The 16822-nt window shown below is 44.5% G+C and carries 17 protein-coding genes; 1 reads left to right on the top strand and 16 read right to left on the bottom strand.

The window, feature by feature from the left end:
• Window positions 1-49: 49 nt before the first annotated feature.
• On the bottom strand, window positions 50-1144 hold the full coding sequence (locus VJL_RS04755) for a TRAP transporter substrate-binding protein (RefSeq protein ID WP_038871780.1): 1095 nt from the start codon (window positions 1142-1144) through the stop codon (window positions 50-52).
• 412 nt (window positions 1145-1556) lie between these two features.
• On the bottom strand, window positions 1557-1946 hold the full coding sequence (locus VJL_RS04750; protein WP_038871782.1) for a MarR family transcriptional regulator: 390 nt from the start codon (window positions 1944-1946) through the stop codon (window positions 1557-1559).
• A 271-nt stretch (window positions 1947-2217) separates the two neighbouring features.
• Here VJL_RS04750 and VJL_RS04745 point away from each other — a divergent pair, with 271 nt between their 5' ends.
• Window positions 2218-2886 (top strand): DUF2982 domain-containing protein, encoded by a 669-nt coding sequence (locus tag VJL_RS04745; RefSeq protein WP_038876090.1) that lies wholly within the window; start codon window positions 2218-2220, stop codon window positions 2884-2886.
• A gap of 25 nt (window positions 2887-2911) precedes the next feature.
• On the opposite strand, the gene VJL_RS04740 is transcribed toward VJL_RS04745, so the two are convergent.
• From VJL_RS04740 to nrfC, 14 genes are all read right to left on the bottom strand, one after another.
• On the bottom strand, window positions 2912-3568 hold the full coding sequence (locus VJL_RS04740) for an MBL fold metallo-hydrolase (protein ID WP_038876088.1): 657 nt from the start codon (window positions 3566-3568) through the stop codon (window positions 2912-2914).
• 130 nt (window positions 3569-3698) lie between these two features.
• Window positions 3699-4247 carry a peptidoglycan L,D-endopeptidase MepK gene (mepK, locus tag VJL_RS04735; RefSeq protein WP_038876086.1) on the bottom strand — a complete coding sequence of 183 codons (549 nt, stop codon included), beginning with the start codon at window positions 4245-4247 and terminating at the stop codon, window positions 3699-3701.
• A gap of 173 nt (window positions 4248-4420) precedes the next feature.
• Entirely contained in the window at window positions 4421-5986 is a 1566-nt protein-coding gene (locus VJL_RS04730) for a L,D-transpeptidase family protein (protein WP_458260169.1), read from the bottom strand.
• Window positions 5987-6117: 131 nt separating this feature from the next.
• Window positions 6118-7200, bottom strand: a complete 1083-nt coding sequence (locus VJL_RS04725; protein WP_038876082.1) for a DUF1513 domain-containing protein — start codon at window positions 7198-7200, stop codon at window positions 6118-6120.
• A complete protein-coding gene (locus VJL_RS04720) occupies window positions 7181-8218 on the bottom strand; it encodes an imelysin family protein (protein ID WP_038876080.1) in 1038 nt (345 codons plus the stop codon). The genes VJL_RS04725 and VJL_RS04720 overlap by 20 nt, the downstream gene beginning before the upstream one ends.
• 10 nt (window positions 8219-8228) lie before the next feature.
• A complete protein-coding gene (locus tag VJL_RS04715; protein WP_038876078.1) occupies window positions 8229-9611 on the bottom strand; it encodes a di-heme oxidoreductase family protein in 1383 nt (460 codons plus the stop codon).
• A 94-nt stretch (window positions 9612-9705) separates the two neighbouring features.
• The gene (locus VJL_RS04710) at window positions 9706-10968 is read right to left on the bottom strand and encodes an imelysin family protein (protein WP_038876076.1); all 1263 of its coding nucleotides are present in this window, start codon (window positions 10966-10968) and stop codon (window positions 9706-9708) included.
• A 177-nt stretch (window positions 10969-11145) separates the two neighbouring features.
• Window positions 11146-11793: a GTP cyclohydrolase II gene (locus tag VJL_RS04705; protein WP_170946265.1), complete on the bottom strand. Its 648-nt coding sequence runs from the start codon at window positions 11791-11793 to the stop codon at window positions 11146-11148.
• A 227-nt stretch (window positions 11794-12020) separates the two neighbouring features.
• Complete coding sequence (locus VJL_RS04700; RefSeq protein WP_038871948.1) at window positions 12021-12197, bottom strand: hypothetical protein; 177 nt, start codon at window positions 12195-12197, stop codon at window positions 12021-12023.
• Window positions 12198-12341: 144 nt separating this feature from the next.
• Complete coding sequence (gene nrfF / locus VJL_RS04695; RefSeq protein WP_038876075.1) at window positions 12342-12752, bottom strand: heme lyase NrfEFG subunit NrfF; 411 nt, start codon at window positions 12750-12752, stop codon at window positions 12342-12344.
• Window positions 12739-13272 carry a DsbE family thiol:disulfide interchange protein gene (locus VJL_RS04690; protein ID WP_038876074.1) on the bottom strand — a complete coding sequence of 178 codons (534 nt, stop codon included), beginning with the start codon at window positions 13270-13272 and terminating at the stop codon, window positions 12739-12741. Before VJL_RS04690 ends, nrfF begins: the two co-directional genes overlap by 14 nt.
• Window positions 13250-15157: a heme lyase CcmF/NrfE family subunit gene (locus VJL_RS04685; protein WP_038876073.1), complete on the bottom strand. Its 1908-nt coding sequence runs from the start codon at window positions 15155-15157 to the stop codon at window positions 13250-13252. Before VJL_RS04685 ends, VJL_RS04690 begins: the two co-directional genes overlap by 23 nt.
• A gap of 9 nt (window positions 15158-15166) precedes the next feature.
• Window positions 15167-16138 carry a cytochrome c nitrite reductase subunit NrfD gene (gene nrfD / locus VJL_RS04680; protein ID WP_038876072.1) on the bottom strand — a complete coding sequence of 324 codons (972 nt, stop codon included), beginning with the start codon at window positions 16136-16138 and terminating at the stop codon, window positions 15167-15169.
• Complete coding sequence (gene nrfC, locus VJL_RS04675) at window positions 16135-16821, bottom strand: cytochrome c nitrite reductase Fe-S protein (RefSeq protein WP_038871809.1); 687 nt, start codon at window positions 16819-16821, stop codon at window positions 16135-16137. Before nrfC ends, nrfD begins: the two co-directional genes overlap by 4 nt.
• Between the last annotated feature and the right edge of the window lies 1 nt (window position 16822).

Here is a 16822-nt window from a genome sequence, read left to right as displayed (position 1 = left end):
GGGCTTCGCTAGCTGGCTAGAACCAATAGATTCAGCCAGCATATTGAAGTTACTGTTGAGCTTGGCTGTTTAAGTAAGCTCGGTGAGAAATGTCAGACCAAGGACGCACTTGCTCAATATAGCTCGCTTGAGATTCTTGAATCTCTTTTGCCAATGCATCTTTTTCCGCATGTTGTTTTAGAAGGCGTTCGTTCGCTTCACGTAGCGCAGAGATAACTTCCGGCGGAAAGTCTTTGACTTGAACATCAGGGTATTCTGATTGAATTGATGCCCAGTTCTTACCACTCTCGTGCTTAGACTGAGTGTACATGTCGTACGCGGCGGCTTTCATCGCAACTTGAAGGATCGCTTTCAAATCATCTGGTAGACGTTCCCAAGTACGCTTGTTCACTAGGAACTGCAGCTCAGTGCCTGGCTCATGCCAACCTGTGTAGTAATAAGGCGCAATTTTGTGGAAGCCCATACGTAAATCAAGAGAAGGACCTACCCACTCCAATGCATCGATAGTGCGGCGCTCAAGAGAAGTGTACAGCTCACCCGGTGCGATATTGGTAGGCTTCGCCCCCAGTTCTGCAAGAATTTCACCAGCAAAGCCCGGGATACGCATTTTCAGACCTTGTAGGTCATCGACTGATTTGATTTCTTTCTGAAACCAGCCACCCATTTGGGTATCCGTGTTACCACCAGGGAAAGATAATAGGTTGTGGGGGGAGTAAACTTTTTCCATCAACTCCATACCGCCACCGTAGTAGAACCATGCATATTGTTCTGTTGGCAACATACCGAAAGGCATAGAGGTAAAGTAAAGGGTGTTTGGTACTTTGCCTTTCCAGTAATAGGACGCCGAGTGACCCATGTCGTATTGACCGGATTTCACCATATCAAACACACCAAGTGGTGCTTTATGTTTGTTCGCAGAGTCAATACGGATTTGCAAACGCCCGTTTGACATTTCTTCTGCCATTTTCGCCATGTTTTTAGTCGCATCACCAAAGATTGGGAAGTTCGGCCCCCATGTCTCCGCCAGTTTTAAGCGATAAACTTTGTCGTCAGCAGCATGAGCAGAAGTAGTTAAAAATGCCATAGCAGCAACCATCGCTGTCGCTTTGAGCACTCGTTTCAGAGATTTTTGGATAAGACTCATCGTTCACGTCCTTTGTCACCAAGGTTATTGTTGTCATCCATTACATAAGGATTCGCTATAGAAGATGGGACATTACATGGAAGTAAGAAATGGGCATGAACACGCACAAATTTGTGCTTTGAAACGGGCTTTAGCCATTAGTATTACGTAGTTATACGTAGTCTTTATGATGGCTAAATTTTATAAAGTCTATTAATCAGATAGTTAAGTTAGCATTCTGGATTATAAGAATAAGGAACTACTTAAGTATCTGACTGCAGAAGAATTTACACAGTATTTAAAAAAATGTGACAAATGACGGCTTTATATCTTTAGAATTCTCAATTAGAAACTCTATTAAGCGTATCGCAGGTAAAAAAATACCCCGACTAATGTCGAGGCATTTAATTAGAAAACAGAATTACAGCGGTAATTAAACTGCTTTATAGATAACTTTGTTACCTGCTAACTGCTCTTTTTGAACTAGGTTTTCTTCAAGAAGCTTCTTCAGTGCGCCAGTAGCCCATGATGCCGCTTTAGTGTCTTCTTGACCTGCAGCTTGACCAATACCTTTAGGGTTAATACCTTCAGCATTTGCTACAACGATGTCTAGTACTTGTTGCTGCTTAGGAGTAAGTGCAACCTCAACCGTTTTTGCTGCAGCTACTTTCTTTTCAGCTACAACTTTCTCAGCAACAGAAGGTGCTGCTGCTTTTTCAACAGCAGGCTTAGCCGCTTTAGGTGCAGCAGCTACTTTTGCTACTGTCGCTTTAATGCGTTTTTGCAGTTTCATCTGCACCTTACGCTTATGAGCAAGTCTCATCGAATATTTCTCCAGTTCACTGCATCTCAGCAGGGATGAAAATTTGAAGCGCGTTTTATACCAAAATTCACAAGCGATTTGTAGGTTTTAGCGGCGAAACGCGATGAAAAATGCGCTCACTGCATAGAACGTCTACTATTTAATCAGATAAATTGTGAACGGATTTATTGAATACTGGGTATAAAAACAGAGGTTCTTTGCACTTAATAAGCAACAAGTTGAGCAATCAAAATCAGAGACCTCAGACTCATTATTCATTGAGGTTAAAAGCATGGAAACGCTGCATCTGACTAACTCACATTTCAAATCCAACTCCCCAGTGAACAAACTGATCATGCTCCTTGTGGTGCTGATTACCTTGTTTCTGGTTCTAATTGCACCTGGCTGGAAGCAAGCGATGCTCTCTGTGGTGCTGATGGCCATCATCATCGGCTTTGCAATCATGATGATTAAAAAGAGCCAAGTATCTTATACCTTGACCGCTTCGCATTTTCAGCAGCACCTTTTCAAAGGCGGATGGGTCGTCCGTTGGAAGAATATCGACTCCATTGGTGTGTGTACTTATGAGCAAGAAGGGTGGCATCAACCACTACCTTGGATAGGCATACGCCTCAAGCATTACTCGCCCTACCTCAACGCGATATGTCCACGTATCGCAACTGAAATTTTATTGGGCCAACGCGCACTGCTCTATTTGGGAGCGAGACAAAATAACTGCGAGACAAAGTTCGAAGACATGGTGCTCGACCCTGCTCCCTACATCAATGAGGACGGAATGCAATTCGACGGCCTACAAGCCATGCTAGCAAATAGAATGAGATATCAAAGGAAGTTCTATGGCTATGATGTGTTTATTTCGGCCAGTGATTTGGATAGAGAGGCGGAAGAGTTTGTAGGGTTGGCTCGACGGTACCTAGCGGCAGCCGAGCCAGATGCATAATTTACGAGAGCTAAATCTGCATGCTCTAGTATAGCGGCATCTCATCAGCGACAAACGGGTTAGTTTTACGCTCATGACCAAAAGTCGATTGAGGACCATGACCTGGGACGAAAGTAACGTCGTTACCAAGTGGCCAGAGTTTCTCTTTGATCGAGCCAATAAGCGTGTTGAAATCACCTTGTGGGAAATCTGTACGACCAACACTGCCGTTAAACAGAACATCACCGACAAATGCCAAACGCGCGTCTTCGCTATAAAGCACTACGTGGCCCGGAGTATGGCCTGGCGTGTGGATGACATTTAGGGTTTGCTGACCAAAAGTGACCTTGTCACCTTCATTCAGCCACTGATGAGGTTCAAAGGCCTCTGTCAAAGGAAAACCAAACATTTGGCTTTGGCCTTCTAGGCCTTGCAACCAGAAGTTGTCCGCTTTATGAGGACCAACAATCTCTGTACCGCCCAGCATAGCAGCCAAAGGCTCAGTGCCACCTACATGGTCCAAATGACCATGGGTCAATACTAGATTCACAACGTCAACACCCAGTTCTTTGATTAACATTGCTAGTTGCTTCTCGTCGCCACCTGGATCAACCACAATCCCCTTCATGGTTTCATCACACCAAACGATAGAGCAGTTTTGAGAGAAAGATGTTACTGGAACAACTTGGTATTTCAGAGCCATAGATAACCTATACCGAATAAATTTGCATGAAAACTGCCGCAACTATGACACTAACCCTAAGCGACTTCAAGCTTTGTGGGACGGGTTGTTCACGGCGATTTATCGCAAAAAATAGAGTACCAATAAGGTGTTACCAAGAACGTACTGCTCCGGTATCGATATGAACAAAGTTACTGCGTGGATAAAAACCAACCCCACCCGCTTTTAAGCTAAGCGCGGCTTCACGCACGGTAGAGAGCTTCACGCCATCTAAACGGAAATCAATGGCCTTTCCTTCCATGTGCATGCTTTTCTTCGCTACACCTGAAGAGCCATTACGTAAAGATGCATTGGTTACCGGAGAGCGATAGCCGGAAATCACAATGACTTCTGACTCAGTCCCAATTAACTTTTGAATTTGGCTGATTTGGTCGAACAAGCGTCGATCCATTGGGTGCACTTCGTTACGGCGATGATCGCGACAGAACTGATCCAAGCGTTTCAACTCTTCATCCACATAACCTTTACCATCGAAGTAGCAGGACTCTAGCAACTCACCTGTGTTTAAGTTGTTCATTGCGAGTACTCGTGGTTCATCAGGCAACGCAGCCCAAGAGATACTTGGCATTGCAGATGCGACAACCACACCACCAGCGGTCATTTTAAGAAAATCACGACGGGAAAAATTACGACTTACCATTTAAAAGATACTGCTCATTTACTGTACAAGCAGCGGACATTACCGAAACCAATTTAGCGCGTCAAATGCATAAATTGGTCCGGCTTGTCACATTTAGGCTGGAATTCTTGTTTACTTATTGAACAGCAAACAGATTTTATGAATTGTAAATTTTTTTAAATTGAGAACGAATCTCACCCTTGATGATCGTATTGATAAATGTCATCACGATAGTAAAGCACACCCTCTTCTAACCATGCCGTTTGATAAATGATATGCACTTGAATGCGTTCACTCAATGGTACGGAGTTATTTGAACGACGTGAGCTTTGACGCTTCTTAGCTAACCGCTCTTCTAAGCCTTGAGTTTTGAACAGCAATTCTGCTAATTGATCGGCATTCTCTACTCTCACACAACCTGAACTATAAGCCCGTCGATCTTGCTGGAACAAGTTTTTACTTGGCGTATCGTGCAAGTAAATCGCTTGTGGATTAGGCATGTTGAATTTGTACAGACCCAATGCGTTGTGCGCACCAGAAGACTGTCGCATGCGGTAAGGGAACGTTCTTGGATTTACGGTTGCCCAGTTGATCGTCGTAGGGTCGATGATCTCACGCGATGTCCAAGAGCGAATAATCTGAATGTTGTGTTCCATCAGGTACATTGGATTACGCTTCACCTTAGGAATGATGTCTTTCACCATGATTTTCCAAGGCACGTTCCATGTAGGATTAAGAATGACGGAATCTAACGTCCCCGTCATGATTGGTGTCTTACGTGACGCTCGCCCAACCACTACCTTCGATTCAAACAGAGCTTGGCCATCATGCCAATAAGTGACCTCATACCCAGGCACATTAACAAATACGACATTGTCACGCTCTTTTGCCCAAATACGAGAGCGCTCAGCATTTAACGCTAATGAATGTAAACGTTGTTGTGGCGAAAAATTAATCCAACGAAGCGTGTTTGGACCAATCACACCGTCTTGTTTTAGGCCATGAATACGCTGAAACTCTTTGACTGCAAGCTCTAGATTTTCATCGTAAAGTGTTGTTTCTGTCTCCAAATGTCCTACGTCAACACCGACAATTTGCATTCGTGCAATCAAACTTGCTTTATCAAACAAGTCGTCACCCACTTTCGCCAAGCGTTGATCTTGTTGATACAAAGGGAACTCAAATTTGGCGTACGTCGACAAGGACGCAAATGCCGTGTTAAACGACTCATCCATTTGTAGGGGGGAACGAAGACCATCAAGAAATTGGCCCATCTTTCCGACAGTGATTTCATTACTCAACAGAGAAAGGGTTTCAATGCTCGGAGCAGGAAGCTTGATGTGGTCTTTGTTTGCGAACAACCAATTGATGCCTTCTTCAGGCACTTGCTCAAGGTAACTAAGATACATGAGCAATGAGTCCGTCATCACAAGATCGAAGTCAAGCTTATCACCTTGTGCTCTAACTTGTTCGATACGACGAAGCTGATCGTCAAACTCTTGAGTTACGTCTGCTAGTGCCACCAAATTCATCTGGAACACTAATCGATCGACATCACTGTCATTTTCCCAATTCAGGCGGTAATTGGTGCTTTGGTAAAGTTGATCAATCACTTCTGGGTAATGGATCATCTTCTCGACTGACAGCTGAGCAACTGCCCCTTCTTGCTCTGTTTGTGCAGAAGCATCGAGAGAAACTACAGTAGAAAAGCTGCAAAACGGCACCATAAGTGCCGTTATTATAAGGAATCTAGCAATCACTGAATCGATCCTTCCGTTGTTTGCCATAAAAAAAGTATGGCAAATATCTCACGGGTTGCAGCTTTAAAATTAAGAATCTGAAGATGAAATCGACAACAAATTTCTCAATAAGCAATTAAGTCATGATCTTTCTAGATAATTCGCGACCAATGGTTGTCCCATTGGATGCCGCTAGAGAAGCTTTTTTTTGACTCTAATGGCCGTTGCTCAACCACTTTTCCTGCACCCGAACTCACTCGAAATTCATCGCCATAAATCACGACGCCAGACGCATCCGGCAAGGCATTAAGCTCAACCAACTTGCCGGTAGATTTAGACCAGATTCCATAACAACTACCAGGGGGAGAAGTCGCTAAAATCCATTCATCTGTCGCAGCAATACTCGCCACATAGTGATTGAATCGGGCCCACTCTTCAGGCTCAGCTTGAAGATCTTGCATTTCACCACCACGCGTGTGCATGGCGATCAAGGCTGGATACTCGTCCGGTTCGCCACGATATTGCTGACCACAAAGCACGGTTTCCGCACCATCATGAGCTAAATGACGAATACTTAGCTTATGATCTGGTAAAGAAACCTGATCCAATAACTCGCCATCTTGCGAGAGGTAGCTCAAGCTAGGTGCCATATTGTCGAGGTTTAACGGTTCACGACCGTTGGTGTGTACTCCACCGACTCCAATCGCTAATGCGCCGTCCGGCATCATGATCACTTCATGAGGCCCAAGGCCAAAGCCCGTTAACTCATCGATCTTTTGATATTGCTTTTGCACATCATAAACACCAATGATCCCACGACTTGTCCCCCTCTCCCCTTCTGTGGCAAATAGCAACGTGCCATCATGGGAGTAAACACCATGACCATAGAAATGGCGATTCGGTTTTGCTAGCTGCAGTTTGATCATCTGCTCTGAGCGATAGTCAAACACCATGAAGAAAGTACCAGGTCGGCGGCCAAAAACCACGGCATGACCTTGTGGGTTTGTCGCCACACCATGACCACGCTCTGGGATCGGCAATGTCGTGATCGGCATACCGTGTTCATCAGCGACGACAGCTGCAAACTTATCTCGGCCTATGATTGAACAGCCAATCAATGCAGCCTCTCGCGATGTTGTCGAAGCACAACCAAATGGCATAACGGGCGCTGCCGCTCCAAACAGAGCGGCCTTTAATAATGTGCGGCGGGTTTGATCAGTCACCATCGGTAGCATTGAATCCTATTACGACACCAAGTTCGATCGCCACTTCTTCGTGGATCAAGTACTTCAATTGCTCTAGCTTATTGTATTGAGCGAGCACCATGCGATAGCCTTCTTTTGTTTGTAGTGCAGCAAATAAGCTTTTATCTTCTGGCCAAGTTTCTAACGCCATTTCAAACTGATGAACGACACGGTCTGCGAGATCTGCATGGCCTTGCTCTCTCAGTAGCGCATCTAGACCATTTCCATTAGCAAAGTACAACGCTTCCATCCCTTGAAGGTTGGCTTTTAAGTTTGAAAGCGAGGTCTCTGAACGCCACGATTCTGAAAAATACGGGCGAGGCTTACCAATCTTCGCTAGTGGTCGACTGAGCTTCTTCATGCTGTATTCAAGCTGATTCGACAGAAGAGAAATGTACTCTGACTCCCATTCCGCCATCTCTAATGACTTCCATGGATTTTCTGCCCAAGAATCTGCAATGATCTGTGCTTTCTCATGCAAGTTTTCAGCAATCGCAACGCCAGTTGCACAAGTATTGTTATTGGTAGAAAGTGTCGATGCATTGTCGTAAATCAACCATTCCAACGCCCCCAGGCCCTGCACAGTAACGCTTTGTGTCGCAATCTGCTCTGATGTCCATTCTTGTTCAGATTTCGTCAGTACCGACATTTTACGTCCAGTGGTGTTCTTTTTATCTGGCCAAAACTGAACATTCCAACTTTGCTCTAATGCCGTAGCAGGACCGCGCTCTTGGCCTTGAAGTGACATCCAAGACAACATGGTTTGGTGCCATTGCTGCTTTACTTGAGCATCATTTTTCGACTCTGATGCGCAATAATCTGCGAAGCGTTGTTCAAGTTCTGTGCTTTGCGCTAAAAACGTCTGAGCTGATTGAAACTCGACCTCGTACACGCTTTGAGAAATATGACTTGTACTCTCAGGCTTTGCAGAGCTCGAACTAATGGTCGATTGGCAACCAACCAAACTTAACGTTGCGGTAATCGCACTCACTAACAGTGTTTTTTTCATGGTTGCTTCCTTATAGAGAATTCAGAAACGCAATCAATGCATCTCGTTCTTTTTTGTTCAGTGCTAAGACGTTTTGTTTCGCTGTTTCAGCTTCACCGCCATGCCACAACACCGCTTCCATTAGGTTACGAGCACGGCCATCATGTAAGAAGTACGTGTGACCGTTTACTTCTTCGGTATAACCAATGCCCCATAACGGTGCAGTTCGCCACTCACGGCCGTTTGCTAAGTATTCCGGGCGGTTATCGGCTAAGCCTTCACCCATGTCATGCAGAAGCATGTCTGAGTATGGGTGGATAAGCTGCTCAGAAAGCGCTGGCAATTCAGGTCGTTTCGCCGTTTTTACGCTGGTCTTGTGGCAACTTTCACAACCCGATGATGCAAAGATCTGCTGTCCTAGTTGCACTTTCGGATCCTTGACATTGCGACGAATTGGCACCGCCAAGTGCTGGCTGTAAAACTCAACGAAGTCGAGAATATTTTCACTCACTTCTGGTTTGCCGCCATTTGGCATGTCGTCACAAATGCTTTGCTTCGAGGTGCAGTTTTCGTTCGGGAATAAATGGCTTGTCAAACCCACATCGCCATTGAATGCCGCCGCATTTTGCTGCATCAACGTCGGTTGTCCTGCTTTCCATCCAAAACGACCAATTGAGAAGTCACCCTTCTCAATGTCCCACACCTTATTTACTTTGCCTGAGATACCATCTTTGTTGGCATCTTGTTCATCAACCCAAGCGAGTAGCGTTTCGTCGGGAATACTCTCCAACAAACCAAGACCGATCATTGGCGGTGCCACACGCGCGGAAAATTCCGTATCTGGGTGCATGTCACCATAGCCTAATTCGGTAATTTTCAGGTTTGGTTTTCTCAAAACGACTGTCGTTCCGTCTTTAAACTGCACCGGAACATCGGTATAGGTAATGTCGATTTTTCCTTCTGGTTTTTGGTCTTGGAGTGCAAAATCTTGTAACTGGCCGCCGTATGTTGGTTCAGGGATTCCGCCATCCTTAATAAAAGATTTCTTTTGTTCTGGCGTCATCGCAGGAATGCTTAAGCGCACCAGCATAGACACCGCATGTAAATCGTCTTTTTCTGGAGGATGACCACGGCCATCTTTGATGTGACAGTTCTGACAACCATTAGTGTTAAAAAGCGGGCCTAAGCCATCACGAGCATCTGTTGACGCTGGCGCTTGTACCCAAGGGTTACGAAAAAAGCTGTTACCTACACTGAAATCGAGGCGCTTACTCATCGGCAAGTTGGCAGCAGGAAGAGAATACGCATTCGCGCCGTCTTTTTTAACACTGGTTTTGCCACCAGACTTAACATCGTAAGCCATGGCAGAAGAAGAAAGGAGCGCGGCTAGCGCAGAAATTAGGTATGGCTTCATATCATTGCTCTACATATACAACAAGGGTGATAACAACGAGCTCAAACGGCAAAAGGGCTCACAAAGAGCCCTTATTTATTATGGTTATGAACGATTAAAACTCGTGGTCAGCAGTATCAGGGCTTAGGCTGTCGATGCCGACAATGTTTGCCGCTCGCTCAATCGCACCGGTCTGGGCTACCAACGACATGATGGTGTCGTTTACTAGCGCGTTGCCTTGTGCGTTGCCCGCTGCAATCAATTGATCGAAGTGCTGGTTGTTCTTCTCAGCAGACGTTACTAATTCACCAACTTGGCTACGAGTCATGTCAAACTGCTTTTGGATCTCTTTCGCTGCTTTTTGATCTTTTTGAGCAACAAGATCAGCGATACTTGGACCAGACAATTCTTTACCGTTTACACCTTTGTAGGTACCAGTGTAAACGTTGTAGATACCTTGCTCATTGTAGTAGTGAGAGTTATGCGTGTTATCTGAGAAACAATCGTGCTCGTCTTCTGTCGAGTTCGCTTCTAGTGCCACCTTCATACGCTCACCCGCCAGCTCACCTAGAGAAAGAGAACCCATGCCGAATAGCATTTTGCGTAGACCATTTTCAGCCGAGCCAGCAAGTAGCTCTTCGCGGTAGTTGCCTTTCACTTCTGCAGACCACTGTTTTTCCATCCACTCAAGGTCTTGAACCAGCAAATCAGCAGCGGCTTTTAGATACTCGCCGCGACGGTCACAGTGACCGTTAGTACATTCAGATCCCACAACAAAATCTGTGTAAGCACGTTGACCAGCACCTGCGTTAGTGCCGTTTAAGTCTTGGCCCCATAATAAGAACTCAATCGCGTGGTAACCAGAAGCCACGTTTGCTTCCGAGCCGCCAACTTCGTTCAAGTCCGCAATTAATTCTGGTGTAATTTTTGATACATCGAGTTTAGACGCACCAATCTGTAGGCTTGTATTGGCAATAATGTTAGCAGAGGCGCCTTCGTTGCCTAATTCGTATTGGTAATCTGTCGCAACGTAATCGATCAGCCCTTCATCCAGTGGCCATGCATTTAGCTGGCTTTCCCAATCATCAACGACTGCGTTACCAAAACGGAAAACTTCAGACTGTTGGTAAGGTACACGAGAGTCAAGCCAAGCTTGTTTTACTTCTTCAAGCTTTGCAGCAGATGGGGATTTTAGGAATTCGTCGATTTTTACGTCGAGTGCTTTAGCTGTTGTCACTGAATCAGCAAATACAGCATGAGCAACGTCCGCGTAATGTTCGACAACTTGTTGTTGAGTTACTGAAGCAGCAACCGTAGAACCACTAGCAATGAGAAGTGATGCAGCAATAGATTGGACTAACACTTTTTTTGCATTCATCAGAAGCATCCTTGTTGAGCGTTTTTAATAATCTTATTCGTAGTGCTAATTATTCTTATTTGCACTTTTGTCCCGAGATAATACAAATTTACAATTTATTTGCAACTCTAGATACAAAAAAAGCCTCATAAATATGAGGCTTTTAAAATGCTTTATTGTTAGTTTTATCTTTAAAGATTAAACCTTTAGGTGATGTTTACCATGGGAAACTTTCGCCTTCAGATAATTTTCATTGCCATCTTTGATGTGCGCAGAAGTATTGACAACCTCTGCGATTTCAATTCCGTACTCTGACAACTCGCGTATCTTCTTAGGGTTGTTAGTAACAAGCTGAATCTTATTCACACCTAGTGCTTCAAGCATTTGTGCTGCTTCTGTGAAGTCACGTAAGTCATCATCGAAGCCCAAATGATTATTTGCTTCGTAGGTATTCATACCCTGACTTTGAAGACGGTATGCATCAATCTTGTTATAAAGACCGATACCGCGGCCTTCTTGACGAAGGTATAGGATAATGCCACCTGATTCGCCCATTCGATTGATGGTCTCTTCTAGTTGCTCACCGCAGTCACAGCGTGAAGAGTGGAACACATCGCCAGTCAGACACTCAGAGTGCATACGCACTAAAGGCATATCTTGCGTTTGATCCGCTTGTTTAAAGATAATTGCTACATGCTCTTTATCTGTCTTTAGGCCATGGAAAGACAGGATTTCGGCATCTATGTTGCTGTTAGCCCCGACTTTAAAATCTACTCTGGCACGTACTTCCGCCATATCTACACTCACTCGATTTATTGCTTGATGCATTTTCGTTATCGCATTCATGGGATTGCTCTCATTTGCTCTTCAACTATGGGGATTGATACCGCATTTTTCAATGTTGAGATCACAACGAGGCGTACTCTTATTCTAGCAACAGCGAGAATTCATAGCGAAAATGATCCCCAACTGCCGACTTTACATTTGTTATAGTATAACATTTACAGCTAACTACAATAAAAAAACCCCAGACAAATTTGCCTGGGGTTTAAAGTCGCTAAGTTTGAATCGGTTTAATGAGTTTGGCTTCGCTTCCATACAGCGAGCTCAATCCAAACGGCTTCGAGTTCTTGAATTTCCTCGTCGGTTAAGACGGCGAGAGACGAAGTGACTTGTGGCAGCTTCGGTGACTGCAATGCACGAATCTGCGAATAAAAGTCCTTTTTTAATTGCGATATAACTGAATCCACTGCGTACACCTTTCGTTCTTTTATTACTTCTCCAGCTCATTTTTATGGTCTGCTATTCACTGGAGCCTTCATAAATTCTGCAAAATGATAACATTCTGCTTGTTATGTGCACAATTTATTTTTAATAGTGGAATTATCATCACATTAATTACGTTTTGTCATTCGGATCGAATATAAGACAAAAAAGATCAAAAATAGCGCAGGAAAGATCCACAACAATGCTGTGGAATAATTAAACGGCGGCTGATAAAGAACAATATTCCCATATCTTGCAACTAAATATTCTTTGACCTCTTGTTCACTACTCCCCTCATTCACCATCGTGTAGACCTTCAAACGTAAGTCTTTTGCCGCTGGGGCATTTGATTCAACAAGGTTTTGATTTTGGCATTGAGGACAGCGTAATGTCTTGGCTAGAGCGGTTGCCTGTTGTTGCACTTCAACAGAATGAAACTGAAATAGATCAACATTCTGCTTAATGTCTTCCGCTTTCACTAAAGATGAAAATAACGTAAAAGCCAACAAACAGGCGAGTAGATAATTAAATCGAAACATCAAAATACTCCGAAAATATATCATTCCATTTATCTTTAGTGAGCTCTCCACGATATTTGATCAACACGATTCCATTTTGATCAATCAAGTAAGTTTCTGGTGTACCTATTACACCAAGTTCAACAGCAAGCTTTCCATTGGGATCACTGATTACCTCTTTATATGGATTTCGTTTAAAGCTCAAATATTCACGAGCGGCTTGTTTTTGATCTCGATAATTCAAACCAATGATGGGTACACCCTGCTCTGCTAATAGAAGTAACTCATCGTGCTCACTCTTGCATATTCCACACCAAGAAGCCCAAATATTCAGCAATTTATAACCTTCGCTTTTAAACACGGTTTGGTTTACTTCCTTTTCAGAAAGCAATGATATCGAGGTAAAGCTAGGAATCACCAACTTGCGCTGCTCAGACAATTCAACATTGGGCCTGTCAGACAGAGCGGTTGCCGTAAGGGCAGCAAACAAAGCCACAACGCTAACAAGAAATAACAACTTAAGCGTATTCTTCGACACCATGTGCCACCTTTTTTCTTTTGTTCGCGAGTGTCATTAACGCACCAAATACTGCGATTAGCCCACCACTCCAAATCCACCAGATACCGGCTCGATACTGAAGTTTAATTGCATAGGCATTGGAATCTACTTTATCGCCTAGCGTGACATAGTAGTCTCCATGCCACAATGAACGAATGGCTGGCTCGGTCATATTCATAACTCGAACTGGATAATGGCGTTTTTCCGGTTGAAGGGACAAGGTACGACCATCTTCCAAATGAAGATAAATGCTCGCTCGTTCTGCGGTGTAATTTGGACCAATTACCCACTCAATGCCATGATAATCAATACTCACGTCTGAACGTTGGTGCAAGCTCTCAGGCTCAACTCGCAAATGATATTCATAAGAATAGTCACTGTTTATCACCGCCCCAGTTGCGGCGAGGGCAAAACCAATATGTGCCATTACCATAGGAACCAGCGTCACCTTAGTCTCAGACGTTAATATCAGCAAAAAATGGGCGACCACAACCCACACCGCTAACATAATCGTGATCAAACTGGTTGTACGCACGCTTTCAACCGAGAAAACAAACACGAAAGCAGAGCTCACCATTGCCAACATAGCAATCAAGGCAAAGATAAAAGCATTTTTATCCGCTCCCTTTTGCCACCTAAGCAAAGGAATAATCGCCATTACGCCCAATGCTAATAATGATAATGGGAATAGCAAGCTGTTGAAGTAAGGAGCACCAACGGAAATATTACCAAGTCCAAACAGTTGGTAGACCATCGGGTAGAACGTACCCAAGAAAACAATCGCTGTAGTAATGACGAACAAGCCTATCGCAACGTAAGTCAAGTATGCTCGGCTAAGAAGAGAAACTAGCTTAAAAGCTTTGATGCCGTCACCTCGAACAATAAGTATCCCAAAAGTGACCACGACCAACAGACTCAACACCGCCAGCAGTAATAAGCCTTTGGTTGGATCAACCGCAAAAGCATGCACCGAGGTAAGAACCCCAGAGCGCACAATGAATGTTCCCAAAATACTCAAGCTAAAAGTCGCAAATGCCAACGCATAGGTACTCCATAGAGCACTTTTATGTCTTTGAGCTAGAACTCCGCTGTGCAACAGTGCAGTTCCGGTTAACCATGGTAATAATGAAGCGTTTTCTACTGGGTCCCAGAACCACCAACCGCCCCACCCTAACTCGTTGTAAGCCCACCAAGAGCCAACCAAAATACCGACAGTGAGTGTCCCCCAAGCAAAGAAAGCGGCACGACGAGCAATCCCGTACCATTCATTCAGAGGACATTTACCCAGCAAAGCAGCTAAAGCAAAGGCCAATATCGCGGCATAACCGACATAACCTAAATAAAGCAGTGGTGGATGAATAATAAGCCCAATGTCTTGCAACATCGGATTCAAGTCTCGTCCTTCTGTAGCTAGGACTTGAGCGTATTCAAAGGGGTTAGAAGTTGTTAATGTGAACCAAGCAAAGACGGCTATTAACACGTTCATGATGCCTAAGCAGTCACCTGTATATTGCTTACTAATAGGAGATTTGAACGCAATAAATGACGCCCACACGCTAAGCGTTACCACCCAAAACAGCATCGAGCCTTGATGCCCTCCCCATGCGGCAGCAACCTTAAAAGCGACTGGCAAATGGCTATTAGAGTGAGCTATGACATATTCAAGAGCGAAGTTGTCTTTAATGAAACAATGAACAAGAAGCAATAGACAGATAACGGAAGCTAAACTGATGATGTGCGACGTGGCAATTTGATGTGTTAACGCCACGCTCTTTCCGATAGCACGTCGAAACCAGTGCAACAATGCTGCGCTGCTGGACGCCATGACCACCAATACCAGTAAGAAAAACCCCAATTCAGCTTCCATTTTACCTCCTTATACAACCGTCATTTGGCCTGCATAAAGGATGAACGTACGTAGCATGAGTACACCGACCAAGCTCAAAGTGGTAACGACAAAGACATAACTGCCTTTATGGCGCACTTCTGAAGGTATCAGCCAGTTCATGGTAAGAGGTGTTAGCATACCTATTAGTACTACACCAACCCAGAACCACTGCGCCCAAAAGCCACTGGATATCGCGTTCCACGCAGCTGCTTCATTTTGCCCTCCACTGAAGATTAAGCCCGTGAAAAATGTCACCAATACGAACAATTCGAACAACACCACTGGGCGTTCAAACCCGTGAACCCAAGACACGCTAGGGCTGCTAGTCGGTTCTTTAAAGACGAGAATTCCGAACATCAAGCAAGCCGCTGCGCCAGAAGACAAGCTCGAGAACAAGAATAAAATAGGCAGCACTGGGTTGTTAAGCATTGGATAGGTCTTCAATGCAGACAGTAAGAAACCGGTGTATGCAGCTAAGATTATCGCTAAAAATCCCAGAAAAAGTTCTATGGCGTTGTTGCCTTTACCTAACTTAATAAGCAGACCATCAACAAAGTCCAGTAGCTTACTTGGCAGCTTTCCTTCACAGAAGTTGATGATAGGGTGGCGGAAAATTACGCCGATCCAGACAAACAACACAATCATGTACACTTGGAACAGGATAACGCCCATCGACATCACGGAAGTCGGATTGTAGTAAATCATGATCTTCCAAAACTCTAGCGGTTTAGTTAGGTGGAAAATCAGAATAACCAAACCAGCAATGATACCAAATGGCGCCAACCAAGCCATGGCCTTCATGATGCCGTTATTTGCTGGGTCACCCTCGATGACTTTACGTTTTAGATAGATGGCAATCATCACCGCACCAGCGGACATACCCGCTAAGAACAAATAGATCGCGATAATCCAATCCCAGACTAACGAGTCAAAGTGGAAAGCACTTTCAAAGCCGTTCATGATGACACCTCCCCTTTGCTATGCGGAATTTTATACAGCTTAGGTTGCGTACCTAGGTGCGATTTATCCCGGTAAACAACGTGGCCTTCTATCGCTTTGCTCACTTCACTCGTCGGATCGTTCAAATCACCAAATATCAGTGCCTTCGTCGGACAAGACTCCACACAAGCTGGCTGTTTACCTTGCGCTAAATTGGTATCGCGACAGAAATTACATTTATCTGCAGAGTGGTCAACAGGGTTGAAAAAGCGCACTTGGTAAGGGCAGGCCGCTAAGCAATAACCACAGCCGACACATTTCTCTTTGTGCACATCGACGATGCCTGTCGTTTCGTCTTTATATGCAGCACCTGTTGGACAAACATACACACAAGGTGGGTTATCACAGTGCTGGCAAGATTCACGAGTGAATTGGTATTCCACATCAGGGAATTCCCCTATCGGCTCTCCTCGATGAATTTTAAGACGAGTCACACCTTCCGGAACATTATTCACTTCACGACACGCATCAGTACACGCGGTGCAACCAATACAAGCCGTTTCATCGTGTAACATACCTAAACGTTTAGCTCGCTCACTGTCACTGGCATAAAGAGAAGAGCTCACAACGGAAGTGCCTGCAACGCCTGTAGTCAAAATCAGTGCGCCGCCACCGGCTAAGAAATTTCTTCTAGAACATTTCATG

The organism is Vibrio jasicida CAIM 1864 = LMG 25398 (genome assembly GCF_000400365.1).
Lineage (GTDB): Bacteria > Pseudomonadota > Gammaproteobacteria > Enterobacterales > Vibrionaceae > Vibrio > Vibrio jasicida.
The sequence above is the reverse complement of the archived record's forward strand: the minus strand, read 5'-3'. Positions and strand labels throughout refer to the sequence as shown.

Bases quoted from the DNA above. Each gene is read 5' to 3' on its own strand.
- VJL_RS04740 (WP_038876088.1), bottom strand. From the start codon at position 3,568: ATGGCTCTGAAATACCAAGTTGTTCCAGTAACATCTTTCTCTCAAAAC.
- VJL_RS04715 (WP_038876078.1), bottom strand. From the start codon at position 9,611: ATGAAGCCATACCTAATTTCTGCGCTAGCCGCGCTCCTTTCTTCTTCT.
- VJL_RS04755 (WP_038871780.1), bottom strand. From the start codon at position 1,144: ATGAGTCTTATCCAAAAATCTCTGAAACGAGTGCTCAAAGCGACAGCG.
- VJL_RS04720 (WP_038876080.1), bottom strand. From the start codon at position 8,218: ATGAAAAAAACACTGTTAGTGAGTGCGATTACCGCAACGTTAAGTTTG.
- mepK (WP_038876086.1), bottom strand. From the start codon at position 4,247: ATGGTAAGTCGTAATTTTTCCCGTCGTGATTTTCTTAAAATGACCGCT.
- nrfF (WP_038876075.1), bottom strand. From the start codon at position 12,752: ATGTTTCGATTTAATTATCTACTCGCCTGTTTGTTGGCTTTTACGTTA.
- VJL_RS04705 (WP_170946265.1), bottom strand. From the start codon at position 11,793: ATGAATGCGATAACGAAAATGCATCAAGCAATAAATCGAGTGAGTGTA.
- VJL_RS04750 (WP_038871782.1), bottom strand. From the start codon at position 1,946: ATGAGACTTGCTCATAAGCGTAAGGTGCAGATGAAACTGCAAAAACGC.
- VJL_RS04745 (WP_038876090.1), top strand. From the start codon at position 2,218: ATGGAAACGCTGCATCTGACTAACTCACATTTCAAATCCAACTCCCCA.
- VJL_RS04685 (WP_038876073.1), bottom strand. From the start codon at position 15,157: ATGGAAGCTGAATTGGGGTTTTTCTTACTGGTATTGGTGGTCATGGCG.
- nrfD (WP_038876072.1), bottom strand. From the start codon at position 16,138: ATGAACGGCTTTGAAAGTGCTTTCCACTTTGACTCGTTAGTCTGGGAT.
- VJL_RS04710 (WP_038876076.1), bottom strand. From the start codon at position 10,968: ATGAATGCAAAAAAAGTGTTAGTCCAATCTATTGCTGCATCACTTCTC.
- VJL_RS04725 (WP_038876082.1), bottom strand. From the start codon at position 7,200: ATGCTACCGATGGTGACTGATCAAACCCGCCGCACATTATTAAAGGCC.
- nrfC (WP_038871809.1), bottom strand. From the start codon at position 16,821: ATGAAATGTTCTAGAAGAAATTTCTTAGCCGGTGGCGGCGCACTGATT.
- VJL_RS04690 (WP_038876074.1), bottom strand. From the start codon at position 13,272: ATGGTGTCGAAGAATACGCTTAAGTTGTTATTTCTTGTTAGCGTTGTG.